Below are 22624 nucleotides of genomic sequence, written 5' to 3' on the forward strand. Positions count from 1 at the left end.
TCGCCACCTGTGGACATTTTTCTTGACTTAGAGGGGTGAATCACTCCCTTACTGTTCTCAAGTTGCGCAAATAAGCAACAAAGAGCGGGAAAAGAGCAACCATGTTTCAGACGGCACCAATTTCTGCGGCCTCTCAATCCGAAGTGACGGAGCAAATGGCCGAGCGGTTGAAGACCGCGTTAACCACACATCTACAACAAGTCTATGCGCCCGACCAGCGTAAGTCGTTGCGCGGTTTCAGCGCCACGGAGACGGCCGAATTGCTTGGCGTTTCGGGACAATTCCTGCGCAAAGGCCATAGTGAAGGCACTCTGCCAGAGCCTGCGGTGAACAAAGGTGGGCGGCGTTCCTACTCGGGCGATGAGATCTGGGCCATGCGCCAGTCGCTTGAGGCTGGGTCGCGTACTAAAGGGAAATACCTGCCCGGCCGTCGTGAAGACGACAAGCTGCAAGTCATCCAGTTGATGAACTTCAAGGGTGGGTCTGCGAAGTCCACGGCGACCATCCATTTGTGTCACTATCTCGCCCTGAATGGCTATCGCGTACTGGCGATCGACCTTGATCCTCAGGGCAGTTTGACGGGCTTTTGCGGGCTTCAGACCGAGTTGGAATTCGACGGGCCGACGATTTATGATGCCTTGCGCTACGAAGCCCCCCTGCCCTTGTCGGATGTCATCGTAGACACCTATTTCCCGGGGCTCGATCTGGCCCCTGCCCGTCTCATTCTGAGTGAGTTCGAGACTGAAACAGCGGTAAATGCTGGCCGTGGCGCTGCTTTTTTTGAGCGGCTTTCGGATGCTTTAGCCCCTGTTGAAGGCGACTACGACGTCGTGATCATCGACAGCCCCCCTGCCCTCGGGTTTCTGACCCTGACGGGTTTGTTTGCAGCAACGTCTGTTCTTGTGCCGATGACACCCAGCATGCTCGACCTGGCGTCGACCCAGCAGTTTATCGAAATGACGTCTGCATATTTGGGCGTGATTGAAGATACCGGCGTACGCATGGATCATGATTTCTTTAGTTTTCTGATCACAAGAGATGACCCTAGCGATATTCCAAGTCAGCAAATCGTATCCTTGATGCGTGCGTTGTTTCAGGATCGGATTATCCCGTCGACCGCGCTGCGCAGCACGGCGATTGCGGATGCGTCGATGTTGAAGATGTCGATCTATGAGGTGGCGCGATCGGACATGACCCGCAGCACATATGATCGCGCACGCACGAGTATGGACGCCGTTGGTGCAGATATCGCCAATTTGGTTCAGAAAGCGTGGGGGCGCTAGGAATGGCACTCGATAAAAACAAAGCGGGCATCATGGCCGCGATTACGGCAGCAACAGAGGGTGTTGCGCCGAAACAGACACAAAAATCCACGCGTGCGCACCGGACGTTGCCCAAGGGCACGGTCGGGTCTGTTCGTGCGGGTCTGGGCGGCATTCAAGAGATTGATACCGCGTTGATCCTGCCTTGGGGCCCGCAGGACAGGCTGGAGTTAACAGCTGTTAACACGGATGAGGCGGACGACGTTCAAGACTTAGTTGAAAGCATTCGCACCAGTGGCCAGCAGGTTCCTGTGTTGCTGCGACCTGCCGCTGATCGGGATGGTAAGTTCGAGGTCGTCTACGGCCGTCGTCGCACACTAGCCTGTCAGGAACTCGGCATTCCCGTCAAAGCACTGATCCGAACCTTGGATGACCGCGAGGCGTTGATGGCCAAGGGGCTGGAAAACGCCAGCCGTCAGGACCTGAGCTTTTACGAACGTGCACGGTTTGCCCAAGCGATCCTCGATCAGGGGCATACTCGCGAAGAAGCGCAACAGGCGCTGTCGATCAGCAAGAACACTCTGTCACAACTTGAGCGCGTCGCGCGGCTGATCCCCGATTTGGTCGGGGTGAAGATCGGGCCGGCACCTGGGGCAGGGCGCCCGAAATGGATGGCCCTCGCCGCCGCGTTCGATGCGGGACAGATCAACGAGGATTCAGCGTTTCGTTTGTTGGCGACGCAGGATATCGAAACACCCTCCGACGCGCGGCTTGAGGCCGTTCTGAACAGCCTGTCCAAACGTGGCGCAGCCGAAGCGCGTGCGGTGGAACGCAGTCCCGTTGCTGGCACTGCCGTTAAGTCGACCGGGTCTTCGGTCACACTGACGGTTAAGCGCGCCGGACAGAACAAAGCATTTGCAGAATGGTTTGATGACAACATCGACCGTCTGCTCAAGGAATCCTACCAGACTTTCAAAAACGAGGCTGGAGGAGAGGGCGGTTAACAGCTGTTAACTGTTGAGATGAGGACATGAGCAAACAAGGAGAATAACGCAAAAAGAAACCCTCGAAACCGGAGTTCCGAGGGCTGCAACGCCAAAGCGCTGATTGTCTTCGCACCACAATCCTAGCAGTCCCCGAATCACCACACAACAAAAAACGCCTTTGGGCGAACGGGTATCTGCGGCGTTTATAAAATTATGGGACAATCAATGAATCCGCCCCAAGGGGCGACTGGGCCTGTTGGGTACCAGCATGGTCTTTCTATGCTTTCTGGCTGGCGCAAGCCGTCGCCGGGGCTTGGGATCGCTGAACAACTTGCCAGCGAAGGTGAGCGCCTCGCGGTGCCAAAATCGCGCGCATTTGTGGCGGTGAAGCGGGTAGGGGCCCATATCGGCCTGAAAGCGGGCGATATGATGCTTCTGGATACGCTAGGGGCCTTTACGCAGGCCCAAGACTGGGAAGAGAGTAGGCGGCCTATCGTTTGGGCGTCGAATGCCTACCTGATGGAGCAGACTGGGTTTTCCTTATCAGCGCTGAAACGTCACGCACGGCGTTTAGCCGAGGCTGGGGCCATTTCCTTCCAAGATAGCCCCAATGGTAAGCGCTGGGGCCGCAGAGACGCTGAGGGCGTCATTATCGAGGCCTACGGCTTTGATTTATCACCATTATCCGCCCGTGTGGACGAGTTTGAACAACTACACGCCGAATTGCAGACTGAACGCGCCCTGTGTCAGCGCCTGAAGCGCCAGATCACAGTCACACGCCGTATGATCCGCGCACGCATCGAAGCAGCCCTCAGCGGGGCGCTGAAGGGCCCGTGGGTGCAGTTCACAGGTGCATTCGAGGACCTGCTGGACCGTTTGCCGCGCCGAAAGGAAGCGTCTGAGCACCTCATGGGGCTTTTGACGTGGTTTAAGGACCTTCAACAGCGCGTTGAGGCGGCTTACTTATTGGCTGCTCAGCCGATTCAAGCTGTGGAAAACCTGACCGAAACCACTGGGCAAGTGTCTAATATGACTCAAGATATGGACCCCATCGGGGTCAATACCGACCCTCACATACTAACTACAAAACAACTTGATTCAGTAACCTGTAGTTCCTCAGAAACAGAGGAAGCGGCGAGCGTGGTGCCGAATGCCCAACCAGAAGACCAAGTTGATTCGGAGCTAGAAGAATGGGTTGCTGAAACGCGCAAAAAACGTGGTGCAGCGGTCGATCTGCCAACGGTTATGCAAGCCTGTCCTGAATTCGCGTCTTGGGCGCACAACATTGGCGGGTTCCTGAAGGATTGGAGCGATTTGCACCGTGTTGCTGGCCAATTGAGGCCCATGATCGGCATTTCCGAGCACGCATGGAACGTCGCGCAGGATCGACTTGGGCCCCAAATCGCAACAGCGGCGTTGGTTCTGGTGTTTGAGAAACACTCCGCTGGCGAGGTCGCGTCACCGGGTGGATACCTGCGCGGTATGGTCGAAAAGGCTGGGGCAGGGGAACTGAATTTGGAGCGCAGTTTCTATGGGCGGTTGAATGGGTTGGCGGCGTGAAGATGGGCGTCCGATTTAGACGGTTTTGTGCCTTATGACTATGAAATGAGCTTGTTGGGTGACGTAAACGTCATCTTGCCCAACTTCATTGTTAAGACAGGCATTTCGCAAGATTCCGCTCACTTAACCAAGGGTTAACCACCTCTATCGTAGACAAAGAGCGTTGAAATGCTTATTAGAAATCAGCCCATGAAGAGAGTAATAGAGTTCAATGCTGAACGCGTTATCCCGTCGGACAAAGCGTATGGTCCTCTTGGTCGCCGATATTTTTTTGGTGCCAATTGCAATGTATTTTGCTCATGTCCTTCGATATGGAACAGCATTTCCAATGGAATGGATTTCAGCTGACTGGCCAATTTGGTTGATTGCCTTAGCAGTCTCACCGTTCGTTGTTGTCTTCTGCCGCCTTCCTTGGATCAAGCTTTCGACGTTGGATTTTCGCGGCGCGCTTCGAATTGCGGCGGCAGCTGGAATACTTGCCATCGTTGCTTCGCTCGCAAGCTACGCTTTGTCTATTGGATCACCTAGATCGATCCCCGGCATTTTTGCGGTCTCTTTCTTTGCATTGTCGTTCTTCGGCCGTGTCATCGCGACCCTCTGCCTCCAACGCATCGCTGGAACGCGAAGGGGAACACCAGTCGCGATTTTCGGGGCAGGTGCCGCAGGAATTCAGCTTTCGTCCGCTCTTCGCCAAAGCCCCGAGGTCGAGCCGGTTTGTTTCGTTGATGATGATCCGTCTTACCGAGGACTCAACATCGCAGGCCTTCGGGTTCATTCGCGCGACCAACTAAAACGGATGGTCGAAAACGGGCAGGTTTCCCGGGTGCTAATTGCGATACCGTCCATGGATCAATCAGGCATTTCGCGGATCGTTGAAGATCTCGGGGAGCTTGGTGTCGAGATCCAAGTCTTACCTTCCTTCGTTGATCTTATTTCTGGTCGCAGCAAAGAACTTAAACTCGTCGCGCCTGAGGCGTTGCTGGGCCGTGAGAAGGTTAATCTTGATCTTCCGGTTGTCGCGAAATCCTATGCTGGCCGTTCGGTAATGGTGACAGGGGCAGGGGGTTCTATTGGGTCTGAACTGTGTAAGCAGCTGCTCGAATGTAATCCCGAACGTATCGTGCTGTTTGAGCAAAGCGAATTTGCCCTTTATGAGATCGAAGCAGCGATGAGGGCAGGGGCGGCCAGCAAGAATATTGAAGTCGTCGCTCGGCTAGGGTCTGTGTGTGACCGCAACCGCGTCGATGAAGTTTTACAGGCGCAAGAGGTTGAGATCATTCTGCACGCCGCGGCCTATAAGCACGTGCCATTGATCGAAGAGAACGAAGTTGAAGGCGCGCGCAATAACATTCTTGGCACTAGAACGCTGGCACTAGCTGCGAGGGCAGCGGGAATCGAGCGTTTCATTCTTGTGTCTACAGACAAGGCTGTTCGCCCAACAAACATCATGGGCGCGACGAAACGTTTAGCGGAGCTGGTGTTGCAAGACCTTGCTTCGCGGTCTGACAAGACGCGCTTTTCAATGGTGCGGTTTGGCAATGTGCTTGGTTCATCCGGTTCGGTACTGCCGCTGTTTCAAAAACAGATCCGTCATGGTGGGCCAGTTACGGTAACACACCCCGACGTCACGCGTTTCTTCATGACGATCCCTGAGGCATCGCGACTGGTACTGCTGGCCGGTGCGTATTCAAAGGGCGGTGACGTGTTCGTCTTGGATATGGGGAAGCCGATGCGGATTATCGACATCGCACGCCGTATGATTGAATTGTCTGGTTCGACCGTTAAATCCCCGTCAAACCCAGGCGGCATTGATGTTGTTGTGACGGGCCTGCGCCCTGGTGAAAAGCTGTATGAAGAGCTGCTGATCGACGACAGCTTATTGACGGAAACACCTCATGAAATGATCCTTCGCGCTGAACAAGAGAAGCTCAGTGAGATCATGACAAAGCGGATGTTGAAGGGTTTTGAAGCAGCTGTGGCGGCGGCGGATGCCGAGGAAATTCGCAAGCTCGTGATGGAATATGCCAGCGGGTACCACATTCCAGATCATGAAGCGCCGGCGAGCGTGAGCTGATATCGACTCTGCCGTAGGGCAAGGCAGACGACCCAAAATCGAAAAGTAAAAGGGGGCGCACTTTTAAGTGCGCCCCAAATTTTTTCACCTACGGTGAAGTGTTTAGAAGTGTGCAGACTTCGTGCCTGCTGGCTTTTCGATTGGTGGGGCAAACTTGGTGAGGTCGATTCCATCGACCGCCTGTTTGTACTCGTCCAGCGTCGGTGTGCGGCCAAGGATGGCGGACAGCACAACAACCGGGGTTGAGGCCAGCAGGGATTCACCCTTCTTTTCAGCCGAGTCCGCAACAACACGCCCTTGGAACAGACGGGTCGAGGTCGCCAGAACGGTATCGCCTTTGGCGGCCTTTTCTTGGTTACCCATGCAGAGGTTACAGCCCGGACGTTCGAGGTACAGAATGTTTTCGTATTCCGTCCGTGCGGTCTGTTTAGGAGCCGTGTCATCGAATTCGAACCCGCAATATTTCTGCAAGATCGCCCAGTCGCCTTCGTCCTTCAGCTCATCAATGATGTTGTAGGTTGGGGCGGTGACAACCAGCGGCGCTTCGAAGCTTACTTTGCCATTCTCTGCCTCAAGGTTGCGCAACATTTGCGCGACGATTTTGATATCGCCCTTGTGCACCATGCAGGATCCGACAAAGCCCAAATCAACGTGCTTTTCAGCTTTGTAGAACGAGATCGGACGGATGGTGTCGTGGGTGTAGCGCTTGGAAACGTCCGCGTTGTTCACGTCCGGATCGGCAATCATCGGCTCGACGATTGTGTCCAGATCAACGACCACTTCTGCGAAGTACTTGGCGTTGCCATCAGGCTGCAACGCTGGTTTCTCGCCGGAGCGAATTTCAGCAATGCGTTTGTCGGCTTTTGCAATCAAGCTGGCCAACGTGCCGTTGTCATGTTCCATGCCTTTGTCGATCATGATCTGGATGCGGGATTTCGCCAGCTCAAGCGAGCCGATCAGCGTCTCGTCGTTAGAGATACAGACCGATGCCTTGGCCTTCATTTCCGCTGTCCAGTCGGTGAATGTGAACGCTTGGTCCGCCAGAAGCGTGCCAATGTGCACCTCAATCACGCGGCCTTGGAACACGTTGTCGCCATGTTGGTCCAACATCTGCATCTGCGTGGCGTGCACCACGTCACGGAAGTCCATGTGGTCGGCCATCTGGCCTTTGAACGTCACCTTGACCGATTCAGGGATCGGCATAGATGCCTCGCCCGTGGCAAGTGCCAGCGCAACGGTGCCGGAGTCCGCACCAAAAGCCACGCCTTTGGACATACGTGTGTGGCTGTCGCCGCCGATGATCACGTCCCAGTCGCTGACGGTGACGTCATTCAGCACCTTGTGGATCACGTCCGTCATGGCGTGATATTCGCCCTTTGGATCGCGGCCAGTCACAAGACCAAAGTCGTTCATGAACTTCATCAAGCGCGGCGTGTTTTCCTGCGCTTTAAAGTCCCAAACGGATGCTGTGTGACAACCGGACTGATACGCGCCGTCCACGGAAGGTGACACGGTCGTCGCGGCCATTGCCTCAAGCTCCTGCATGGTCATCAGGCCGGTGGTGTCTTGCGATCCCACGATGTTGACGCCAACCCGCACGTCCGATCCGGCGTGCAGAACTGTACCAGGTGCCACACCACGCGCATTGGCGGTAAAGATTTTCTCAACCGCAGTCAGGCCTTGGCCTTCATGGCTGATTTCCTTGGATGGTGCGAACACCAGTGGTGCCTCAACCCCAAGAGTTTCCGCCGCAAACGTCTGCAGTTTTTTACCGAAGACGATGGCGTAAGACCCGCCCGCCTTCATGAATTCCATCTTTTGCGGCGTAAAGGAGCTGGACATATCCACCAGCTCATCGCCCTCTTCGCTATAGAGCTTTTTGTCTTTGGTGTTGATCTTCAACACGGTGCCAGTGGCGACAGAGTACTTTTCCTCAAGGATGGCATTGCCGTCGTTGTTCAGGATCGGGTTGCCGTCTTCATCGGTTTTCTTAACCCAGTTTTTCAGATCGACACCGATGCCGCCCGTCACGCCAACGGTTGTCAGGAAGATTGGGGAAATGCCGTTCGTACCCGCAACAACAGGGGCGAAGTTCACGAAAGGTACATAAGGGCTGGCCTGCTTACCTGTCCAAAGTGCAACGTTGTTCACACCTGACATCCGCGAAGACCCAACACCCATCGTACCTTTTTCCGCAATCAACATGACGCGTGCGTTTGGGTGCTGCAGTTTGAGGTCCTGAATGTGTTTCTGGGCCGCCTCATCAATCATGCACTTGCCGTGCAATTCACGGTCCGCACGCGAGTGCGCCTGATTGCCCGGTGACAGCAGGTCAGTTGAGATATCGCCTTCGCCAGCGACAAAGGTCACAACCTCAACCTCTTCATCGATGTCTGGCAACTTGGTAAAGAATTCAGCCTTTGCGTAGCTTTCAAGGATCTCACGCGCGACTGTATTGCCCGCTTCAAACGCTGCCTTTAGGCGGTCCATGTCTGCGTCGTACAAGAAGAACTGGGTCTGCAATACGTCGGACGCTTGGCCTGCGATCGCAGCGTCATCACCCAAGGCAAGGTCCAGCAGAACGTCCACAGACGGGCCGCCCTTCATGTGGGACAGCATTTCAAAGGCGAACTCAGCAGAGATTTCCGGAACCTCAGTGGCGCCCAAAATGATGTCCTTAAGGAATTGCGCCTTAACACCAGCCGCGCCAGTCGTGCCTGGGAGCGTGTTGTAGATCAGGAAGTTCAACGACGCATCGCGGTGCGCGTGACCGGCATCCTTAATCTGCGCGATGATTTCCTGCGTCAGCTCGGCACCGTCGATCGGCTTCGGGCTCAGGTCCTGCTTTTTACGTGTTTCGATCTCTTCAAGGTAGGCTGCATAAAGGCTCATAATCGTCTCGATTTCTAAGTTATATGTGGCATGAAAGGCCCGACGTCAGCGCACTGCGTGAGCGGGCGGAATGATTGTATGCAGCGGTATACTATGCTGGATGGAGTTGCAAGGTGATGGAGCACGAAATCACTGTCAGTTAGTTCACTCACAGATGTAACACCGGTCAGCGTGACGTTATCTGCACCAATGCTCACAACCACTTTGCCAGAGTGAGCTCTGTGAGAGCGGCCGCCCACCCTCAATCGCTTACATCAAGCACGTCGCCCAAGACGACAGATAAGTCTTCAGCGGTGTCGTTGTTGCTCCCCGTGCTGAACACAAAAGGTATCCGTATCGTCGCCGGGTTGGTTCCAAATACTCTGTCGACGGAAACAAAAGCGGGTATCGCGAAATCTAACGCGGCGTACCCTGAATTATCCCATTCCCTTCGATGGCCTTATCTGCACAGCATTCCAAGAAACGAGGCAAGGGCTGGGAGTTTGCGACGTGAGACCGTCGTTAAGTTGTTTGTTCAAATATGGCTGTCTTGATGCAGAGCTGCGCAAATCAATATTGGAAGTCCGGACTGTACTGCGAAACATACGTTAGGGACTGTTGCCGCGATTTTTCGGAGTGAGCAACCAACCCACTTTAAGCGTTTACCTGAATTTGATTCAATTGGGGCTGAGTTAAATTAGACGCTTCGGTGTTGGTGAATGCGCTGGATCCAAAGCCTTCTAGAGCGATTCTTCGATTCGAAAAAATTGGGGTCCAGATTGTAATACAAGCATTTCTAACGCAAGTCAGAAGCAACCAATTTGAATACAAAGTAGTGTTAGTTCTTTACTGTTTTGAGGATAATTTGGTTTACCCTCAACTAACTTGGTTCGCGGTCTTCACTGTCGTACGGGCGCACGATATGCTGAGTGAACGAATGGTGGGATATCATAATGCTGCGACTTCTGATTTGCTTTTGCGCGATGGCTCTATTGACGGCATGCGACTGGATTCCCCGTGGTGCCGGACTGCAATCTGAAGTCCTCGCGACTTCTCGTGACAGAGACGCCGAAACAGTGCCTAATTTTGCCATTGAGGTCGTGACTCGCTCCAATCTTGCGACCTTTGTCAGTTGGCCGGCTGCCGATACGGCTCATTACCACTGGATAGATCGCGTTGATCAGCCGAACACCCGTACGATCCAGTCAGGCGATACGTTGCGCATCACCATTTGGACAACTGAAAATGACGGACTTCTAACCGGACCTGGCCAACGCAGCGTGACGTTACCAGATACCCGTGTGTCATCTTCGGGGCGCGTTTTCCTACCTTATATTGGCGACTTCCGTGTTAATGGTATGTCCCCTAACACTGCCCGCGCGCGCATTGAGGAGGCATATATGGGCGCCATACCCTCTGCGCAGGTTCAGTTAGAGATGGCCGAAGGCCGTGGCCAATCTGTAAGTTTGATCGGAGGCGTCAATCAGCCCGGATCGTTCGCTTTGCCGGACAATGATTTCTCAATCCTGCAATTGCTCGCTGATGGAGGTGGTATTTCGACGGGTTTACTAAATCCTCAAGTTCGTCTGCATCGCAACGGTCGTATTTATGGTGTGTCCGCAGAGCGTCTGCTTGATACCCCTCGCCTCGACACAACGCTTGTAGGCGGTGACAAAATTTACGTCGAGGCCGATGAACGCACGTTCCTATCCCTTGGCGCTGCAGGCACCGAAGCAGTTCACCCGTTTCCCACCGATCAGGTCTCCGCGCTTGAGGCTTTGTCGATCATTGGTGGCGTGTCTGATACCCGTGCAGATGCAAAGGGCATTCTAATCCTTCGCCGCTATCCGGTGGCGCAAATCACTGAAGATCGCACTGGCCCGGATCACCCACGCACCGTGTTTACTTTGGATCTGACATCGGCTGATGGCTTGTTTTCCGCGGATCAGTTCGAAATCCAATCTGGCGATCTGATCTATGTAACTGAAAGCCCGGTCACAGCTGCAAGCTCTGTCTTCGGACTGATCGGATCTGTGCTTGGGTTGAATAATGCGATAACAAACTAAAGTTTCGTCTCGTTGCTTTTCCCAGGATGCTGGTTAGGCATTTTGATACGGTAACACCAGCTCCGAGGTGGACCTATAGAGCTTTGGTGCCGCGCAGTGCTCGTTAAACCAAAGCGACAAAGCCTTACCAACTCAGTGCTGAATGGCAACTGCATCGTGGGCCACGACGTTCAAACCAATGGTGATCACTGACCCTGAAATTGAGGGGCATAAAGAGACACCAAGACTCAGTATGTTAAAGAAGAAACTTCTTTTCAGATTGAAGTTGGCCAAGAGGAAATAGTGCGCGCCTACCCAAGGCTCTGCGCTGAACTCAGATTTGCTAAGAACCAGGAAGACTGCCGCCGCTTAATGGATGATATTGCAGGATATCTCAACCTTGGGAATACTTGGTTCTCGATTAAGGACCTTAGTCCAGCGCTCAGTTCCATGATCCTGGGTTATTTCTTGGAGCGCACTGAGGCGATCAGCAATCACCGTGGCTACGCGTTCAAATTGTCCCAGGACCTTGCGAATAAGAGCCTTGATTGGCGAACTATTCTAAAGAAACCGAGGTCAAACTAAGAACGTTTTACGAGATCTTCTGCCCCTTGGCTTGCCCCGTTTTACAGCGAGCAGGTTGAGCGGGGGGTTTCAGGACCTGAGAACCAGAAAAACATGTCCTATTTTCTGACATAAGGAGAGTGAAGATGATTACGTCCAAGATTCTACAACGCGTCAAAGGAAAGGGCAGGGGGGCTATTTTTGCACCGTCCGACCTGCTGGACTTAGGGTCGCGCGCAAGCGTTGATCAGACTTTGTCGCGTTTGACGGATCAGGGCGTGATCAGGCGTTTAACGCGTGGCCTTTATGACTACCCAAAGATCAGCGCACGCTTTGGAATGGTTCAACCATCCGTCTATGATGTTGCACGTGTGATCGCCCGCAAAGACCACTATGTGCTTCTCATGTCGCAGGCCGCTGCTGCAAACCAATTCGGTTTATCTACCCAAGTGCCTTCAAAGCCCACCTACATCACAGATGGCCCCACGCGGACCCGGACAGTGGGCCGGCAAGTGATCCAGTTTCGCAATGCATCTCGCAAAACGCTGACTGGGGCAGGGCAGACGTCTGGAGCTGTGTTTCAGGCCTTACGCTTTGTTGGCAAGGACGGTGTGACTGATCGCGTGATCAATAAGCTGGCAGCGGCGTTATCAGACAAAGATTGTGATCTGCTTGTGAAGCAAAGTCGAGATGTTCCGGCATGGATGAAGCCGGTTGTTCAACAGATCGCTGCCCATGTCTGAACTGAACAGTTTTGCAAACGAACCGCCAGCATCGCGCGCGATGCTGTTTCAAGAAGTAGCAGCGGCTTAGGTGCTTGTGTTAGAAATGCACTCTACGGACGAGGCTGCGCAAAGGGGCATGGGCGAAAAAGCTGGGGTAGGGGCTTTGAACTTGGAACACAGTTTTTATGGGCGGTTGAGCGCGCAGGAAGCATGAAGATGGAACCACCGCGTTATTTGGAGAGCCTAGATATGCTTAGAATGAAAATATTTGACATTTGGCAATCTTTGCCATTAATTTTCTAGGTAGGAGGCCCACTATGGCAACAATGAACGTATCTCTTCCAGAGCAGATGAAATCTTGGGTGGAGCAACAATCCGAGGGCGGGCGTTTTTCAAACTCCAGCGATTATGTGCGTGATCTTATTCGCCGCGATCAGGAGCGAGGTGTGAGGATTGCCGAGTTGCAGGCCGCAATTGATGCGGGTTTGAACAGTGGACCCGCCAAGACTTTTGATCCTGCTGTCTTCAAACGGAAGATGCATCAAGCACGTGACCAGTAAGTACGTTCTTCGACCGTTGGCAGAACGCGACATTGCCGAGATTTGGACTGATGGTGCAGATCGGGGGGGGGGTAGATCGGGCTGATAAGTATTTCGACGGGTTGGTAGACCTGTTTGATCTTTTGAGCGCGCAGCCGGAAATCGCGCGCTTGCGCAGTGAGTTTAATCCACCGGTTCGGCTTCATATTTATGGATCGCACGTCGTCATTTTTGAATCGATTGATCAAAGCGTCTCAGTCATTCGGGTCTTACACCAGAAACGGAATATTTTGGCATTGTTAGGCGAGTGAAGAGGGCAGGGGATCGTTGCCATGCATTTGACTAAGATCAATCCAGAGCTGAACGTGAATCGGTTCTATCATTTGGAGATATTGCCAGGCCTCTTTGGCGATTGGGGCCTCGTGCGCAACTGGGGTCGGACCGGAAGCAACGGTCAATTGCGCACTGATTGGTTTGCCACTAAAGGGGAGGCCAAAGACGCCCGCTTCGCGCTACATATGAAGAAAGCAAAGCGCGGTTATGAATAGCTCGTCAAAAAAACCGAGAGTTAATCAGGGAACGTCTAGTTCAGACTGAATAGCCAGCTTTTCTGCAAGATTGAGTGTCACGACTTTGTGCTTCGCCTCTGTGACGAATGATCATTGGAGAAGCACCCGAATGTCAGGCGATATTGGCGTCAGTCTCGTTTCTCGAAGCCTAAACTGTCCGTCGTCAGGGTTTTTGGAGCCAATGGCTGCGTAAATTAAGAGAGAGTTTGGCTCATTTGTTTGGTTTGATTAACCTTATCTGTGTTTGCGGAACGTGCCGTATCGCCTGCCAGGCGCCGTTTGCCAGCTTCCATGAAGTCCTTGGACCATTTGGAATAGATCCCCTGTGATATGCCTTCACGACGGCACAGCTCAGCAATGCTATCTTCGCCACGCAGACCATCCAAGACGATCCTGATCTTCTCTTCTGATGAATAATGCTTGCGGGTGGCACGTTTGATGTCGTTGACGATCTTCTCGCCGGGGCTCTTCGTTGTCTTTCTCATCGTCCACTCCTCAGTGGTTACGATGGGCAACAAACCCTCTCTTAGCAAATAACGTTATTTGGCCCCATAGGCGCTGACGTCAGACCCTTCCGGGAGGGGGCATAGAGAAATTCGGTAAAATAGGTCAATAGTACAGACTTATCGTATAATTAACGTTATGTTAAATTCTTACCGACCAAAAAGCGCCTAACTAAGCACAAACCCACCATCCCCCATGTGATCGATCTTGCCGACATCGGCATCGTCGAAGGGTCAGGATCCTTGGCGTTCCGCCCGACCTGAGTATACCTTTCGAGGAAAACCACGTTTTGACACTGATCCTTTGGATTGGTGGACTATAAAGTTTTAAATGCTGACAAGTTGAAACCACGAGAAGCATGTTGAGTGTCGTGTCGATTTCACCGAAGGCTTTTGAATACACTCTTAAACATAAGCGAAACGTCCAAACAAATGGTTCGTTTCTTTTGATAAATCAGGTCGAGCCGCGCTTTGCGAGGAATGCACACGCGCGAGTAGATCATATCAGTTTCTTCAAGGGTGGTAGCTTTTGCCAGTAAATATTCTTCATGGGAGTGGAAGTAGATGGAGGCAAGGCCGGAAATCCCCGGTCTAGACTTCAGGACCTGAGAATACGTTTCGGGGAAGCGTTCGACATATTGCCTTAAAGGCGGTCGCGGACCAATTAGGCTGATATCGCCGCAAAGAACGTTGAAAAGCTGTGGAACCTCGTCCAATCTAGTTCTTCGAAGAAATGCACCTGTGTTCGTAATGCGATCAGACTTATCCCCCCCCGAAACGCCGCTATCTTCGTCAACGACTTTCATGGTTCTAAATTTGATCAAACTAAATCCCTCTGTTTGGGATTTCATACGTTCAGAAATGTAGAACACCGGCCGGCCATCCAACAAAGTTACCAAGACCATGGTCAAAATGATGACAGGCGTAAGCACGATCGAAAGGCCGATGGCGCAAATGAGATCCAGTAGGCGCTTAGAAGGTGTCATCGTGAAGTTGCCTCTTTCCATTGTGCGACCATCTGAGTCGCTTCAGATGCATCGGTATCGAAGGCGTGAAAGGTTGAAAGGGCGTCACAATCCAGTGTGATACTTTGATGTGAGCCTTCTTGCGCAGAGCAAAGGTCAAACGGGTGGTTAGCCGCGTGTGCCAGCTCTTCCATGTAGACCACTTTCGGAGCGGCGATGTTGAGGGTTTCAGGCAACTGCCCTTTATGAGTGGCAAGACTGTACAAGACTTCAGCCAGAGTTTTCGGACCAATATATGATCGAACAGGTCCGCGGCCGTCAGCAAAGCGATCAATGTGAAGGGGTTGATTTGAAGTAGATCCTGCCACATTCAACAGGAGAGCATCAGCCCCTGCAACGTTGCCTATTCGCAGGCAACAAACCTCAAGTCCTTCTTCACGCCAATGCGCACAGGATTGCTCCATTTCAAGTTTAGCTTTGCCATATTCGTTGATGGGGTTTGTGGGACTCGATTCATTGAAAGGCGTTCCGTCCCCTGCCCCATAAACTGCAGAGGAAGACGCGAGTAACACCCGCTTAATCCCTGCCCGACTAGCCTCACGCATCACAGTTGAAGCTAAAGGCGTGTTCAATAACAGATCCGCATTTGGGCCAGGCGTAACACCCGCAAGACAAACAATTGCATCGATATCGAATGAATCCAGTGTTTCTTTCGGTTTCTTTGTTAGGCACCAATGAATCCCAGTCGAACGAGCCGGATCGCGATGTTGTTCAATTACCTGAACAGCACTTGGGAGTACGAAATTCCAATGGTGCAACACCATTTGGCCAACCCTGCCCGTTCCGCCCAATAAAAGAATTCGATGTGAGTTGGTCAAGTCAGGTACGGGCCTTGAATAATTGAGGACAATGGTTCGGACTCATCTTGCCAAAGACTTCTATGCTTTCAATGGAGCTCTCAAAGCCCGGTTGTGATGCTCAAGGGCGGTTTCAAGATCATCATATAAATGCAATTTCCCGCCTTCCAAAACAGCGCCACTATCACAAATTTCCCGCACCATTCTAGGTGAGTGAGTGACCACAATTGCGCTAGAGGTTTCACGGCGTCGTTCAAAAACTTGCATACTCTTTTCTCGAAACGCACCATCGCCCACCGAAGTAACTTCATCCACAAGGTAGGTATCAAACGGGATCGCCATTGATACGCCGAAAGATAAACGTGAACGCATTCCTGAAGAATAAGAACGGAATGGCATATTGAAATGTGGACCGAGCTCAGCAAAATCTTCCACAAAATCAACAAGTTCGTCGGTGTCTACGCCATATAGGCGTGCCACAAACCGAGCGTTTTGTAGACCTGTCATATCGGGACTGAAGGACCCTGCAAAACCCACGGGATAGGAAATACTGCCAGTTGATAAAACACGCCCCCGATCAGGTCGGATTGTACCTGCCAGTAGCTGCAGCAACGTACTTTTCCCTGCCCCGTTTCGGCCAAGCAGAGCAACGCTACTGCCTGTAGGAAATTCCGCTGTCAGGTTCTCAACAATAACTTTTCGAACTGATTTGGTCGCGAAACTTTTTGAAAGGTTTTCGATGCGTATCATAACAGGGTCAGCTGCGATCACGTAGGCTGTAGTAAACCAACGCCAAAACGCACCATGATAAGAAGCTAAAGAGGGCAACGAACAGGATCAGCTTAATCCGTTCAGGGTGTTCAGCTTTTTGTGCCAACGACGGCTGAATATGTGCCGCCAAGTACCGGCTCTGCCGCCGAGCTTCTGCCTGCGCACCATTAAACCCTGCTAAAGCGGTTGTGTATGCAACTTCCGCAAATTCACGATCCACAATCAGTCCCTCGTATTCACCAACCAAATCGGCAAATACAACCGCACCCTCGGCGCCACCACCGAGCCCGAGTTTTTGACGTTCTTCCTCAATCCGCTGATTGATCACTTCAACTCTTCGATCAGCTTGTTCAAGGCGTGGATCGGAAGTGCTAGTCGTATCGCGCAACAAATCTCCTTCGATCATCGCATCCGCCAATTGCTGTTGGAGCGTGACGAGAAGACCCATCTGGTTTTGTGTATCGATGCTGGGATCAACGATCTGCGTTCGGTTCCGAAATAGCGTCAAAGACTGGCGTGCTTCGCGCAACCGCGCGGACGCAATCTCTAGGTCGTCGCGTGAGTAGCGGATGGCGTCCTCTCGCGCTATTGTAGAAAGGTTGTTGATCATAACTGTGCATTCCGCCAGCACAGCATTCGCAATACGTTGGGCTTCATGCGGATCAAACGCAAGGACGCGGATTTCAATCAAGCTGGTGCCACTGTCATAGATAACCGACACCTTTCGCGACCAATGATTAACGAGATCTTCAATTGTTCCCCCAGGGTCGTATGCGTAAAGTGGATCCTGTTCGATCGAAACACGGCTCCAGATGCTCTCAAGGTCGACACGCTCATTCACTCGCGAAACAAGTTCTTGACTGTTCAGGAAGGCATAAAGAACATCGGTGTCTGTTGAACTGGAACCAGACAATTCAGTAATGCCACCCAACAATTCAATCGCCGAGCTTTGTTCCTCCGAGCGAACGGAAAATGCGAGCTTTGAGGCGTATTGATCCGCAGCATAAGTGTTCATATAGAATGCCGCGGCCACAATGGGCGCAACGCAAATCAGAATCCATGAAAGAAACAGGAAGACATGTCGCTTGCGCCGTCGCGCAGGTTGTACCGTAGGCCGTACAACAGGACGTACTTGAGCATCCTGTTTGGGCGCATCAGCCGCTACACGCGCTTCCCGAGGTTTGTGTTGCCTTTCCACCTGCTTGTTAGGTGTAGCATCCCTCTTCTTCGCGTCCTGTTCGCCAGCTCTATCGGGAGTGTCGTTCATTTCATCTACCAAATCAGTCTAGCAACATTTGCATTGCATGCTTTGATAGCCTAGGAATTGCCGAAAGGCCATGTAGATGAGAGTTGTTGATTTGTTGACTCCGGAACGCAAAACTTCAAATGAGTCGACGCCTCTCCGCCTGCGGAAACAACATACAAGTTTTACAAGTTATCGCGCTATTTTTGCATTGGTCTTGCGTGAAATTTCCACGACTTACGGGCGTTCGGCTGGTGGTTATATTTGGGCAGTGTTGGAACCCGCCGCTGGCGTGGTATTGCTGACCATCATATTCTCGATCGGATTCAAATCGCCTCCTTTGGGAAGCGACTTCGCATATTTCTATGCGTCAGGGTTGCTTGCTTTTACGATGTATGCCGACATTTCAGCCAAACTCGGCCAAAGCATTCAATTTTCGCAACGTTTGCTGTCCTATCCACGCGTGACATTCGTGGATGCTCTTTTGGCGCGATTACTTTTGAACACTTTGACCCAGTTGATCATTCATTTGATAGTCATGACATTTGTGGTGCTAATCTCATCGGCCGACGTGAGCATCGACATGTCAAAACTAGTGATCGGATATGCGATGGTTATCGTGCTGTCTGCGGGTATCGGTACGCTAAACAGCTTTTTATCATTAGCCTACCCAATTTGGGCCACTGCGTGGGCAGTTCTCAGTCGCCCGTTGTTCATCGCGTCCTGTATCTTTTTCGTGTTTGATGCAGTTCCCCAGCCTTACAATGACTACCTTTGGTATAACCCGCTGGTGCATATTATTGGCATGATGCGAGATGGATATTACCCTTACTATCAACCCAATTACGTGTCTGTGGTTTACGTTTTTGTTGTTGGGCTAACGACCCTTTGCATCGGACTGTTTTTCCTAAATCGGTATCACCGAGACATCATCCTAAAATAGATTGCCCGCTGACGCGTTTAGAAAAGAAAGTCGTCAGACGTTAGCACTAGCTGCCCGACCAGTTCGATTGAGAAATCGCTTGCACCATCTCCGTCCACATCGGCTTCAATGAGGGTATTCAAACCCACAGTGCGTTGAATCATTTCACCGGCGGTTCCGCTAAAATTATTCTCTCCAATAAAGTCGAAGTCTTGCCGTCCACCCGTCGTAAGGTCTGCGTCAAGGCGGCTCACTTCGATCCGGTCAATGCCAACTTGGTAATCAGTGATGATATCACGATTGCCCTCTCCGACACCCGAATCCGAGAGTTGGAAGAAAATGAAACGGTCTCGGACGTCACCTTCTCCACCTGTCATAGTGTCAGCGCCTGAGTTCCCATAAAGGGCATCGGCACCGAACTCACCGTCCAGAATGTCATCGCCTGCACGTCCGTATAGGCGGTCAGAGGCATTACCACCTGAAAAATCATTGGCGTTACTGTCACCACGGAGTTGGTCACCATAACGGCTAGCAACAAACATTTCGATAGAGTCAAACGCATCGCCAATTGCGTCGCCAACATTGATTGCGCTGTTCTGTAGGTCAACAATAATGCGGCTAACAGCGCTGTGGTAGCTGGCTGTATCCGTGCCCGTACCGCCATTCAATTCGTCCGCTCCAGCGCCACCATCAAGCGTATCGTCTCCGACTTCGCCGTCTAGAATGTCTTCGCCTGCGCCACCGTGAATAACGTTATCGGCGGCATTCCCCGTAACGACGTCGTCGCCCGCGCCCAGTGCTGCATTCTCGATAATCGTACTTTCCGCGATACCCATAATACCAATACTCAGCCCGAAGTCGGAGAAGGTCCCGTCGTTCATGTCGATTCTTGCGTCGACACTAGAACCCAATGTGCTGAAATCGAGCAGGTCCACGCCGTCTCGGTCATAGATTGTAAACACCATGTCATTACCGGTGACGTCTGTAGTTGGCACGCCTGACATATAGACTTGGAATACATCATCAAGATAGTTTCCGAGTGTGGAGTTGGCTCCGTAGGTCGTATCGCCAGCTGTAACACTGTTTGCATCCGGCTCTCCGTAGAGCTCCTGAATGGCTAGAATATCAACCATCATTGCGCCAGCGGTATAGCCATAGGACGCGTCGGTATTGGTGTTTTCAGTTTGGTTGAAGTACGACATGACCGACATTTGCCAGCTGTCATTCGCGAACAAATTGCTAGTGCCGAAGATCGCTGAACCGTTGTAGTCGCCTTGATGGCCAAGGCCCAGAGCATGTCCAAATTCATGAACGTAGGTTTGGAAGGAATAACTGTCGATCGTCGTCCCTGAATATACTAGCCAATCGGTTTCTACGTTTAACTCAACACCGTCTGTGTTGTCTCCGTACAGTATGCTTGTCGAACCGCTATTAGGGTAATACGCAAATGCACCGCTATCTTCATCATCCAAAGTGATCATTTCACCAGAGGTAACAATCTGGAAATCAATGTTAGCGACCATTTCCCAAGCTTCCATCGCCCATTGCGCGAGCTGCTGGCCGTCCGCGGTAAGCCCCGACAAGTTGACAGTAATCACATTGGACGATGACGTATCGAATGAAATTTCATATCCACGATCACCCTCGAGAAGATAATCTGCCAACTCTTGAGTTGAGGCAAAATCAGGGGCGGCCTGTTCTGTAATCGTCAGCGAATAAGTACCGGTGTAGGTGCTATATGCGTCTGCTTCGACGAAAAAGGTTCCTGTCTCCGTCGCTACATACGAGATCTGGGAATTAAAAGTGCCACCGAAATCATCATTTTCTCTTAGGATGTCACCTGATCCGTCGCGCAGCCGGAGATAAGTGTCGCTCAGCGTATTGCCCGTCATGGTGAACTGGTAATTTACGCCGGCAGTCAATTCGATTGCGATCCAGTCTTCATCTGTCCCGTCCGAAATCGTCCCGTTGAACGTATCGCCAACGATCATTTCGAAGCCCGTTAAAGTATCTTCGCTAGCGTCAGGGTCCTCAGACACAACGGCCTGAAGCGGTTCGTTATTGGATGCGTTGCACAACTTGTTGTTGGTGTAGTCAGTTTCTACCGGCTGTCTTTGTATTTCGCAGATAATACACATTCGATTTCCTTTTCCACACCATAAAGCCCTAGACAAAAAGTCTAAGGGGCAACTTTTTTAGTTCAAGTTGAATAAAGTATGATTAGCGGTTTTGGCAAGAATATGACTGCGAGAAGTCAGGTTTAGGGCCAGCTTGGCTGACACCAGAACCCCTGATTAACGCTGGAAGATCCAAACTACAAAATTTTTGAATGGCTTCAAGTATACCCGCGCCTTGGGAGACCGGGTTAACAGATTTCCATAGTGCTGTTGTAGCCAGCGAAAGAGGCGTGATCGCGTCGTGGCGTTCGACGTCTCTAGCTGACGCACCTGTTCAAAAACGTTTCCTGATATAGTTAATGCGGCAAGGCGTTGTAACTTGTATTCCAGCTTCGCATAGCTGCGCGCGGCATAGTTTTGCGTCATCACCGACATGACACGGTAACCGCGTCCCTGAATGACATATGCAATCAGACGTTCCTGAACGTGGGCTAGGCCGCCGTCAACATGGTGAGGTTCCGGGTTGTAATCTTCCCAGTTCCATTCTTTCAAGAACATCGGAAATAGGGCATCGGTGCGGAACCAATACATTGTCCCATATGCTGCAACCGGTGTGTTGTAGTCCACGACTACAGACATCCCCATGCTATCAAGCTCAGTCTGGACTTGTTTCTTATTGTTAAACCAAGAATGCCCAAGAGTTCCGAAACCCATGTGGATGATCGGCGGGATAACCAGACCAATGTCCGGCTCGCGTTCCATGAGGTCAAGTACGTTGCGCACGTAGTCCGAAGACCCGACCAGGTTTTCAAAAAGATGTTCCTTGAAACTCTCTCCTACTCGAGGGGAGACCTGTGGCGTGCGCTTGGAATGTAGTCGGAGGGCTACTTTGTAGTCACCTTCAAGAATGATGTCGCGCCATGTAATGAATAAGGACGACATGTCTCTGCCGCGGTTTTGCTCAACTACGCGTACAGTATACTTTTTCTTGGAAAGTTTCTTACTTTCCAGAAAGGCAATAATTTTGGACCTATTCTCATCACTTGCTGTCGTGATGAACAAATGGTGCGCTGCGGGGATATTCTTAGACAGCTCTAAGAACTCGGGCATCATTTCAGCATAAAAGGCGTGAACGAAAACTGCTACTTCACCAAAATCCCACTCGCTCTTGTCGGGCTCTGCGGCAGTATCGGCTATAACCTCGTACTGATCCGCGATCATCGCGAAATCGCGGAGCGGCAGGCTACCATTGAGGTATGTCATCGTTGATTTGTAAACACGTGGTGCGCGCGTACGTATTGCGTCTACAGCGTCGCGAAGCCGTATGGCATTCAAATCATGAAGCAATGGATCAAGTTCGAACAAAGCAAGTGGAAAGCAAATTCCACGTCCTTTGACCAACTTGTGGACCTCAAACAGTCTAGGATCGACGGTATTCAACTCGTCCGCTTTGAACGGGTAGGCAACCTTTAGTCCCAGCTGAATCGTAGTTTTTGCGATCGGAACAATGCAATTGACGAATTCTTCCCAATAGTCAGAGTTCGGTTCAATTCTTGCAAAGACCTCCCTGATCATAGTGCTCCCAAGGAACTCGGGGCTCATTACGACGAAATCGAAGTAAGGTATCAAGTCAGGGCACTTGATACCTTTAAGGCGCGGATCAAGGTTAGAGTTATGCCAGTAGCTTGAATACAGCGCCGAGCCAGACCGCTCTGCATCGGAAAGGATCTTTTTCACTGAAAAAAGAGGACCGATAACGTTCGAACCTGAAGCGATGATAGTTTTGCCTATCGCCGCTTCGCCTAGCTGGTTGATGACATATTGCATCCGACCAAAGGCTGACGTGTAGTGTTCGGGATAAACTACATACTCAACATTAGGTAACCCCCCAATAAACATTGGGACGGTATCTTCACCGCTAGGGTGAATACCAACGTAAACTCGGTCAGCTTCGCGGGCCAGCTCATGAATGGCCAACCGCACATATGGAGCGGTTTCCGGCCTCTGGCCGACCGTATAAATCGCGATGGTCATCACAGTCTTCTTTGCTA

General features: G+C 51.7%; 17 protein-coding genes and 1 pseudogene. 10 read left to right on the plus strand and 8 right to left on the minus strand.

Annotated features, from left to right (window positions below):
- Positions 1-101 precede the first annotated feature (101 nt).
- The 4 genes from repA to OSB_RS16275 all read left to right on the plus strand — a co-directional run bounded on the left by repA (position 102) and on the right by OSB_RS16275 (position 5882).
- Positions 102-1283, plus strand: a complete 1182-nt coding sequence (gene repA / locus OSB_RS16260) for a plasmid partitioning protein RepA (RefSeq protein WP_049836225.1) — start codon at positions 102-104, stop codon at positions 1281-1283.
- Positions 1284-1285: 2 nt separating this feature from the next.
- Positions 1286-2266, plus strand: coding sequence for a plasmid partitioning protein RepB (repB, locus tag OSB_RS16265; RefSeq protein ID WP_049836226.1), 981 nt, complete (start codon positions 1286-1288; stop codon positions 2264-2266).
- Between the two features lie 207 nt (positions 2267-2473).
- Positions 2474-3808, plus strand: coding sequence for a plasmid replication protein RepC (gene repC / locus OSB_RS16270; RefSeq protein ID WP_234967442.1), 1335 nt, complete (start codon positions 2474-2476; stop codon positions 3806-3808).
- Positions 3809-4136: 328 nt separating this feature from the next.
- Positions 4137-5882 (plus strand): polysaccharide biosynthesis protein, encoded by a 1746-nt coding sequence (locus OSB_RS16275; protein ID WP_234967443.1) that lies wholly within the window; start codon positions 4137-4139, stop codon positions 5880-5882.
- A 102-nt stretch (positions 5883-5984) separates the two neighbouring features.
- On the opposite strand, the gene OSB_RS16280 is transcribed toward OSB_RS16275, so the two are convergent.
- Positions 5985-8774, minus strand: coding sequence for a bifunctional aconitate hydratase 2/2-methylisocitrate dehydratase (locus OSB_RS16280; protein ID WP_049836228.1), 2790 nt, complete (start codon positions 8772-8774; stop codon positions 5985-5987).
- A 932-nt stretch (positions 8775-9706) separates the two neighbouring features.
- Here OSB_RS16280 and OSB_RS16285 point away from each other — a divergent pair.
- From OSB_RS16285 to OSB_RS16310, 5 genes are all read left to right on the plus strand, one after another.
- Positions 9707-10819, plus strand: coding sequence for a polysaccharide biosynthesis/export family protein (locus OSB_RS16285; protein ID WP_049836229.1), 1113 nt, complete (start codon positions 9707-9709; stop codon positions 10817-10819).
- Between the two features lie 689 nt (positions 10820-11508).
- Positions 11509-12105 carry a DUF6088 family protein gene (locus OSB_RS16295; protein ID WP_049836231.1) on the plus strand — a complete coding sequence of 199 codons (597 nt, stop codon included), beginning with the start codon at positions 11509-11511 and terminating at the stop codon, positions 12103-12105.
- Between the two features lie 299 nt (positions 12106-12404).
- Positions 12405-12647 (plus strand): type II toxin-antitoxin system ParD family antitoxin, encoded by a 243-nt coding sequence (locus OSB_RS16300; RefSeq protein ID WP_049836232.1) that lies wholly within the window; start codon positions 12405-12407, stop codon positions 12645-12647.
- A gap of 50 nt (positions 12648-12697) precedes the next feature.
- The gene (locus OSB_RS17020; RefSeq protein ID WP_049836233.1) at positions 12698-12937 is read left to right on the plus strand and encodes a type II toxin-antitoxin system RelE/ParE family toxin; all 240 of its coding nucleotides are present in this window, start codon (positions 12698-12700) and stop codon (positions 12935-12937) included.
- A gap of 21 nt (positions 12938-12958) precedes the next feature.
- A complete protein-coding gene (locus OSB_RS16310; RefSeq protein ID WP_049836234.1) occupies positions 12959-13174 on the plus strand; it encodes a WGR domain-containing protein in 216 nt (71 codons plus the stop codon).
- 221 nt (positions 13175-13395) lie between these two features.
- Here OSB_RS16310 and OSB_RS16315 read toward each other — a convergent pair.
- From OSB_RS16315 to OSB_RS16335, 5 genes and pseudogenes are all read right to left on the minus strand, one after another.
- A pseudogene (locus tag OSB_RS16315) lies at positions 13396-13680 on the minus strand (transposase); the annotation flags it as partial.
- Positions 13681-14078: 398 nt separating this feature from the next.
- On the minus strand, positions 14079-14684 hold the full coding sequence (locus tag OSB_RS16320) for a sugar transferase (protein WP_049836235.1): 606 nt from the start codon (positions 14682-14684) through the stop codon (positions 14079-14081).
- Positions 14681-15541: an NAD-dependent epimerase/dehydratase family protein gene (locus tag OSB_RS16325; protein WP_074202321.1), complete on the minus strand. Its 861-nt coding sequence runs from the start codon at positions 15539-15541 to the stop codon at positions 14681-14683. The genes OSB_RS16320 and OSB_RS16325 overlap by 4 nt, the downstream gene beginning before the upstream one ends.
- 60 nt (positions 15542-15601) lie before the next feature.
- Positions 15602-16270 carry an ABC transporter ATP-binding protein gene (locus OSB_RS16330; RefSeq protein ID WP_049836249.1) on the minus strand — a complete coding sequence of 223 codons (669 nt, stop codon included), beginning with the start codon at positions 16268-16270 and terminating at the stop codon, positions 15602-15604.
- A gap of 7 nt (positions 16271-16277) precedes the next feature.
- Positions 16278-17306: a KpsE/RkpR family capsule polysaccharide export protein gene (locus tag OSB_RS16335; RefSeq protein ID WP_049836250.1), complete on the minus strand. Its 1029-nt coding sequence runs from the start codon at positions 17304-17306 to the stop codon at positions 16278-16280.
- Positions 17307-17736: 430 nt separating this feature from the next.
- Here OSB_RS16335 and OSB_RS16340 point away from each other — a divergent pair, with 430 nt between their 5' ends.
- Positions 17737-18477 (plus strand): ABC transporter permease, encoded by a 741-nt coding sequence (locus OSB_RS16340; RefSeq protein ID WP_268794166.1) that lies wholly within the window; start codon positions 17737-17739, stop codon positions 18475-18477.
- Between the two features lie 17 nt (positions 18478-18494).
- Here the strand turns inward: OSB_RS16340 and OSB_RS16345 are convergent, their stop codons facing one another.
- Positions 18495-20594, minus strand: a complete 2100-nt coding sequence (locus tag OSB_RS16345; protein WP_049836237.1) for a M10 family metallopeptidase C-terminal domain-containing protein — start codon at positions 20592-20594, stop codon at positions 18495-18497.
- A gap of 156 nt (positions 20595-20750) precedes the next feature.
- Positions 20751-22607 carry a rhamnan synthesis F family protein gene (locus OSB_RS16350; RefSeq protein ID WP_049836238.1) on the minus strand — a complete coding sequence of 619 codons (1857 nt, stop codon included), beginning with the start codon at positions 22605-22607 and terminating at the stop codon, positions 20751-20753.
- Positions 22608-22624: the final 17 nt, after the last annotated feature.

Source organism: Octadecabacter temperatus, assembly GCF_001187845.1.
Lineage (GTDB): Bacteria > Pseudomonadota > Alphaproteobacteria > Rhodobacterales > Rhodobacteraceae > Octadecabacter > Octadecabacter temperatus.

Coding starts and splice junctions, on each gene's coding strand:
- repA (WP_049836225.1), top strand. CDS start 102: ATGTTTCAGACGGCACCAATTTCTGCGGCCTCTCAATCCGAAGTGACG.
- repB (WP_049836226.1), top strand. CDS start 1,286: ATGGCACTCGATAAAAACAAAGCGGGCATCATGGCCGCGATTACGGCA.
- repC (WP_234967442.1), top strand. CDS start 2,474: ATGAATCCGCCCCAAGGGGCGACTGGGCCTGTTGGGTACCAGCATGGT.
- OSB_RS16275 (WP_234967443.1), top strand. CDS start 4,137: ATGGAATGGATTTCAGCTGACTGGCCAATTTGGTTGATTGCCTTAGCA.
- OSB_RS16280 (WP_049836228.1), bottom strand. CDS start 8,774: ATGAGCCTTTATGCAGCCTACCTTGAAGAGATCGAAACACGTAAAAAG.
- OSB_RS16285 (WP_049836229.1), top strand. CDS start 9,707: ATGCTGCGACTTCTGATTTGCTTTTGCGCGATGGCTCTATTGACGGCA.
- OSB_RS16295 (WP_049836231.1), top strand. CDS start 11,509: ATGATTACGTCCAAGATTCTACAACGCGTCAAAGGAAAGGGCAGGGGG.
- OSB_RS16300 (WP_049836232.1), top strand. CDS start 12,405: ATGGCAACAATGAACGTATCTCTTCCAGAGCAGATGAAATCTTGGGTG.
- OSB_RS17020 (WP_049836233.1), top strand. CDS start 12,698: ATGGTGCAGATCGGGGGGGGGGTAGATCGGGCTGATAAGTATTTCGAC.
- OSB_RS16310 (WP_049836234.1), top strand. CDS start 12,959: ATGCATTTGACTAAGATCAATCCAGAGCTGAACGTGAATCGGTTCTAT.
- OSB_RS16320 (WP_049836235.1), bottom strand. CDS start 14,684: ATGACACCTTCTAAGCGCCTACTGGATCTCATTTGCGCCATCGGCCTT.
- OSB_RS16330 (WP_049836249.1), bottom strand. CDS start 16,270: ATGATACGCATCGAAAACCTTTCAAAAAGTTTCGCGACCAAATCAGTT.
- OSB_RS16335 (WP_049836250.1), bottom strand. CDS start 17,306: ATGAACACTTATGCTGCGGATCAATACGCCTCAAAGCTCGCATTTTCC.
- OSB_RS16345 (WP_049836237.1), bottom strand. CDS start 20,594: ATGTGTATTATCTGCGAAATACAAAGACAGCCGGTAGAAACTGACTAC.
- OSB_RS16350 (WP_049836238.1), bottom strand. CDS start 22,607: ATGACCATCGCGATTTATACGGTCGGCCAGAGGCCGGAAACCGCTCCA.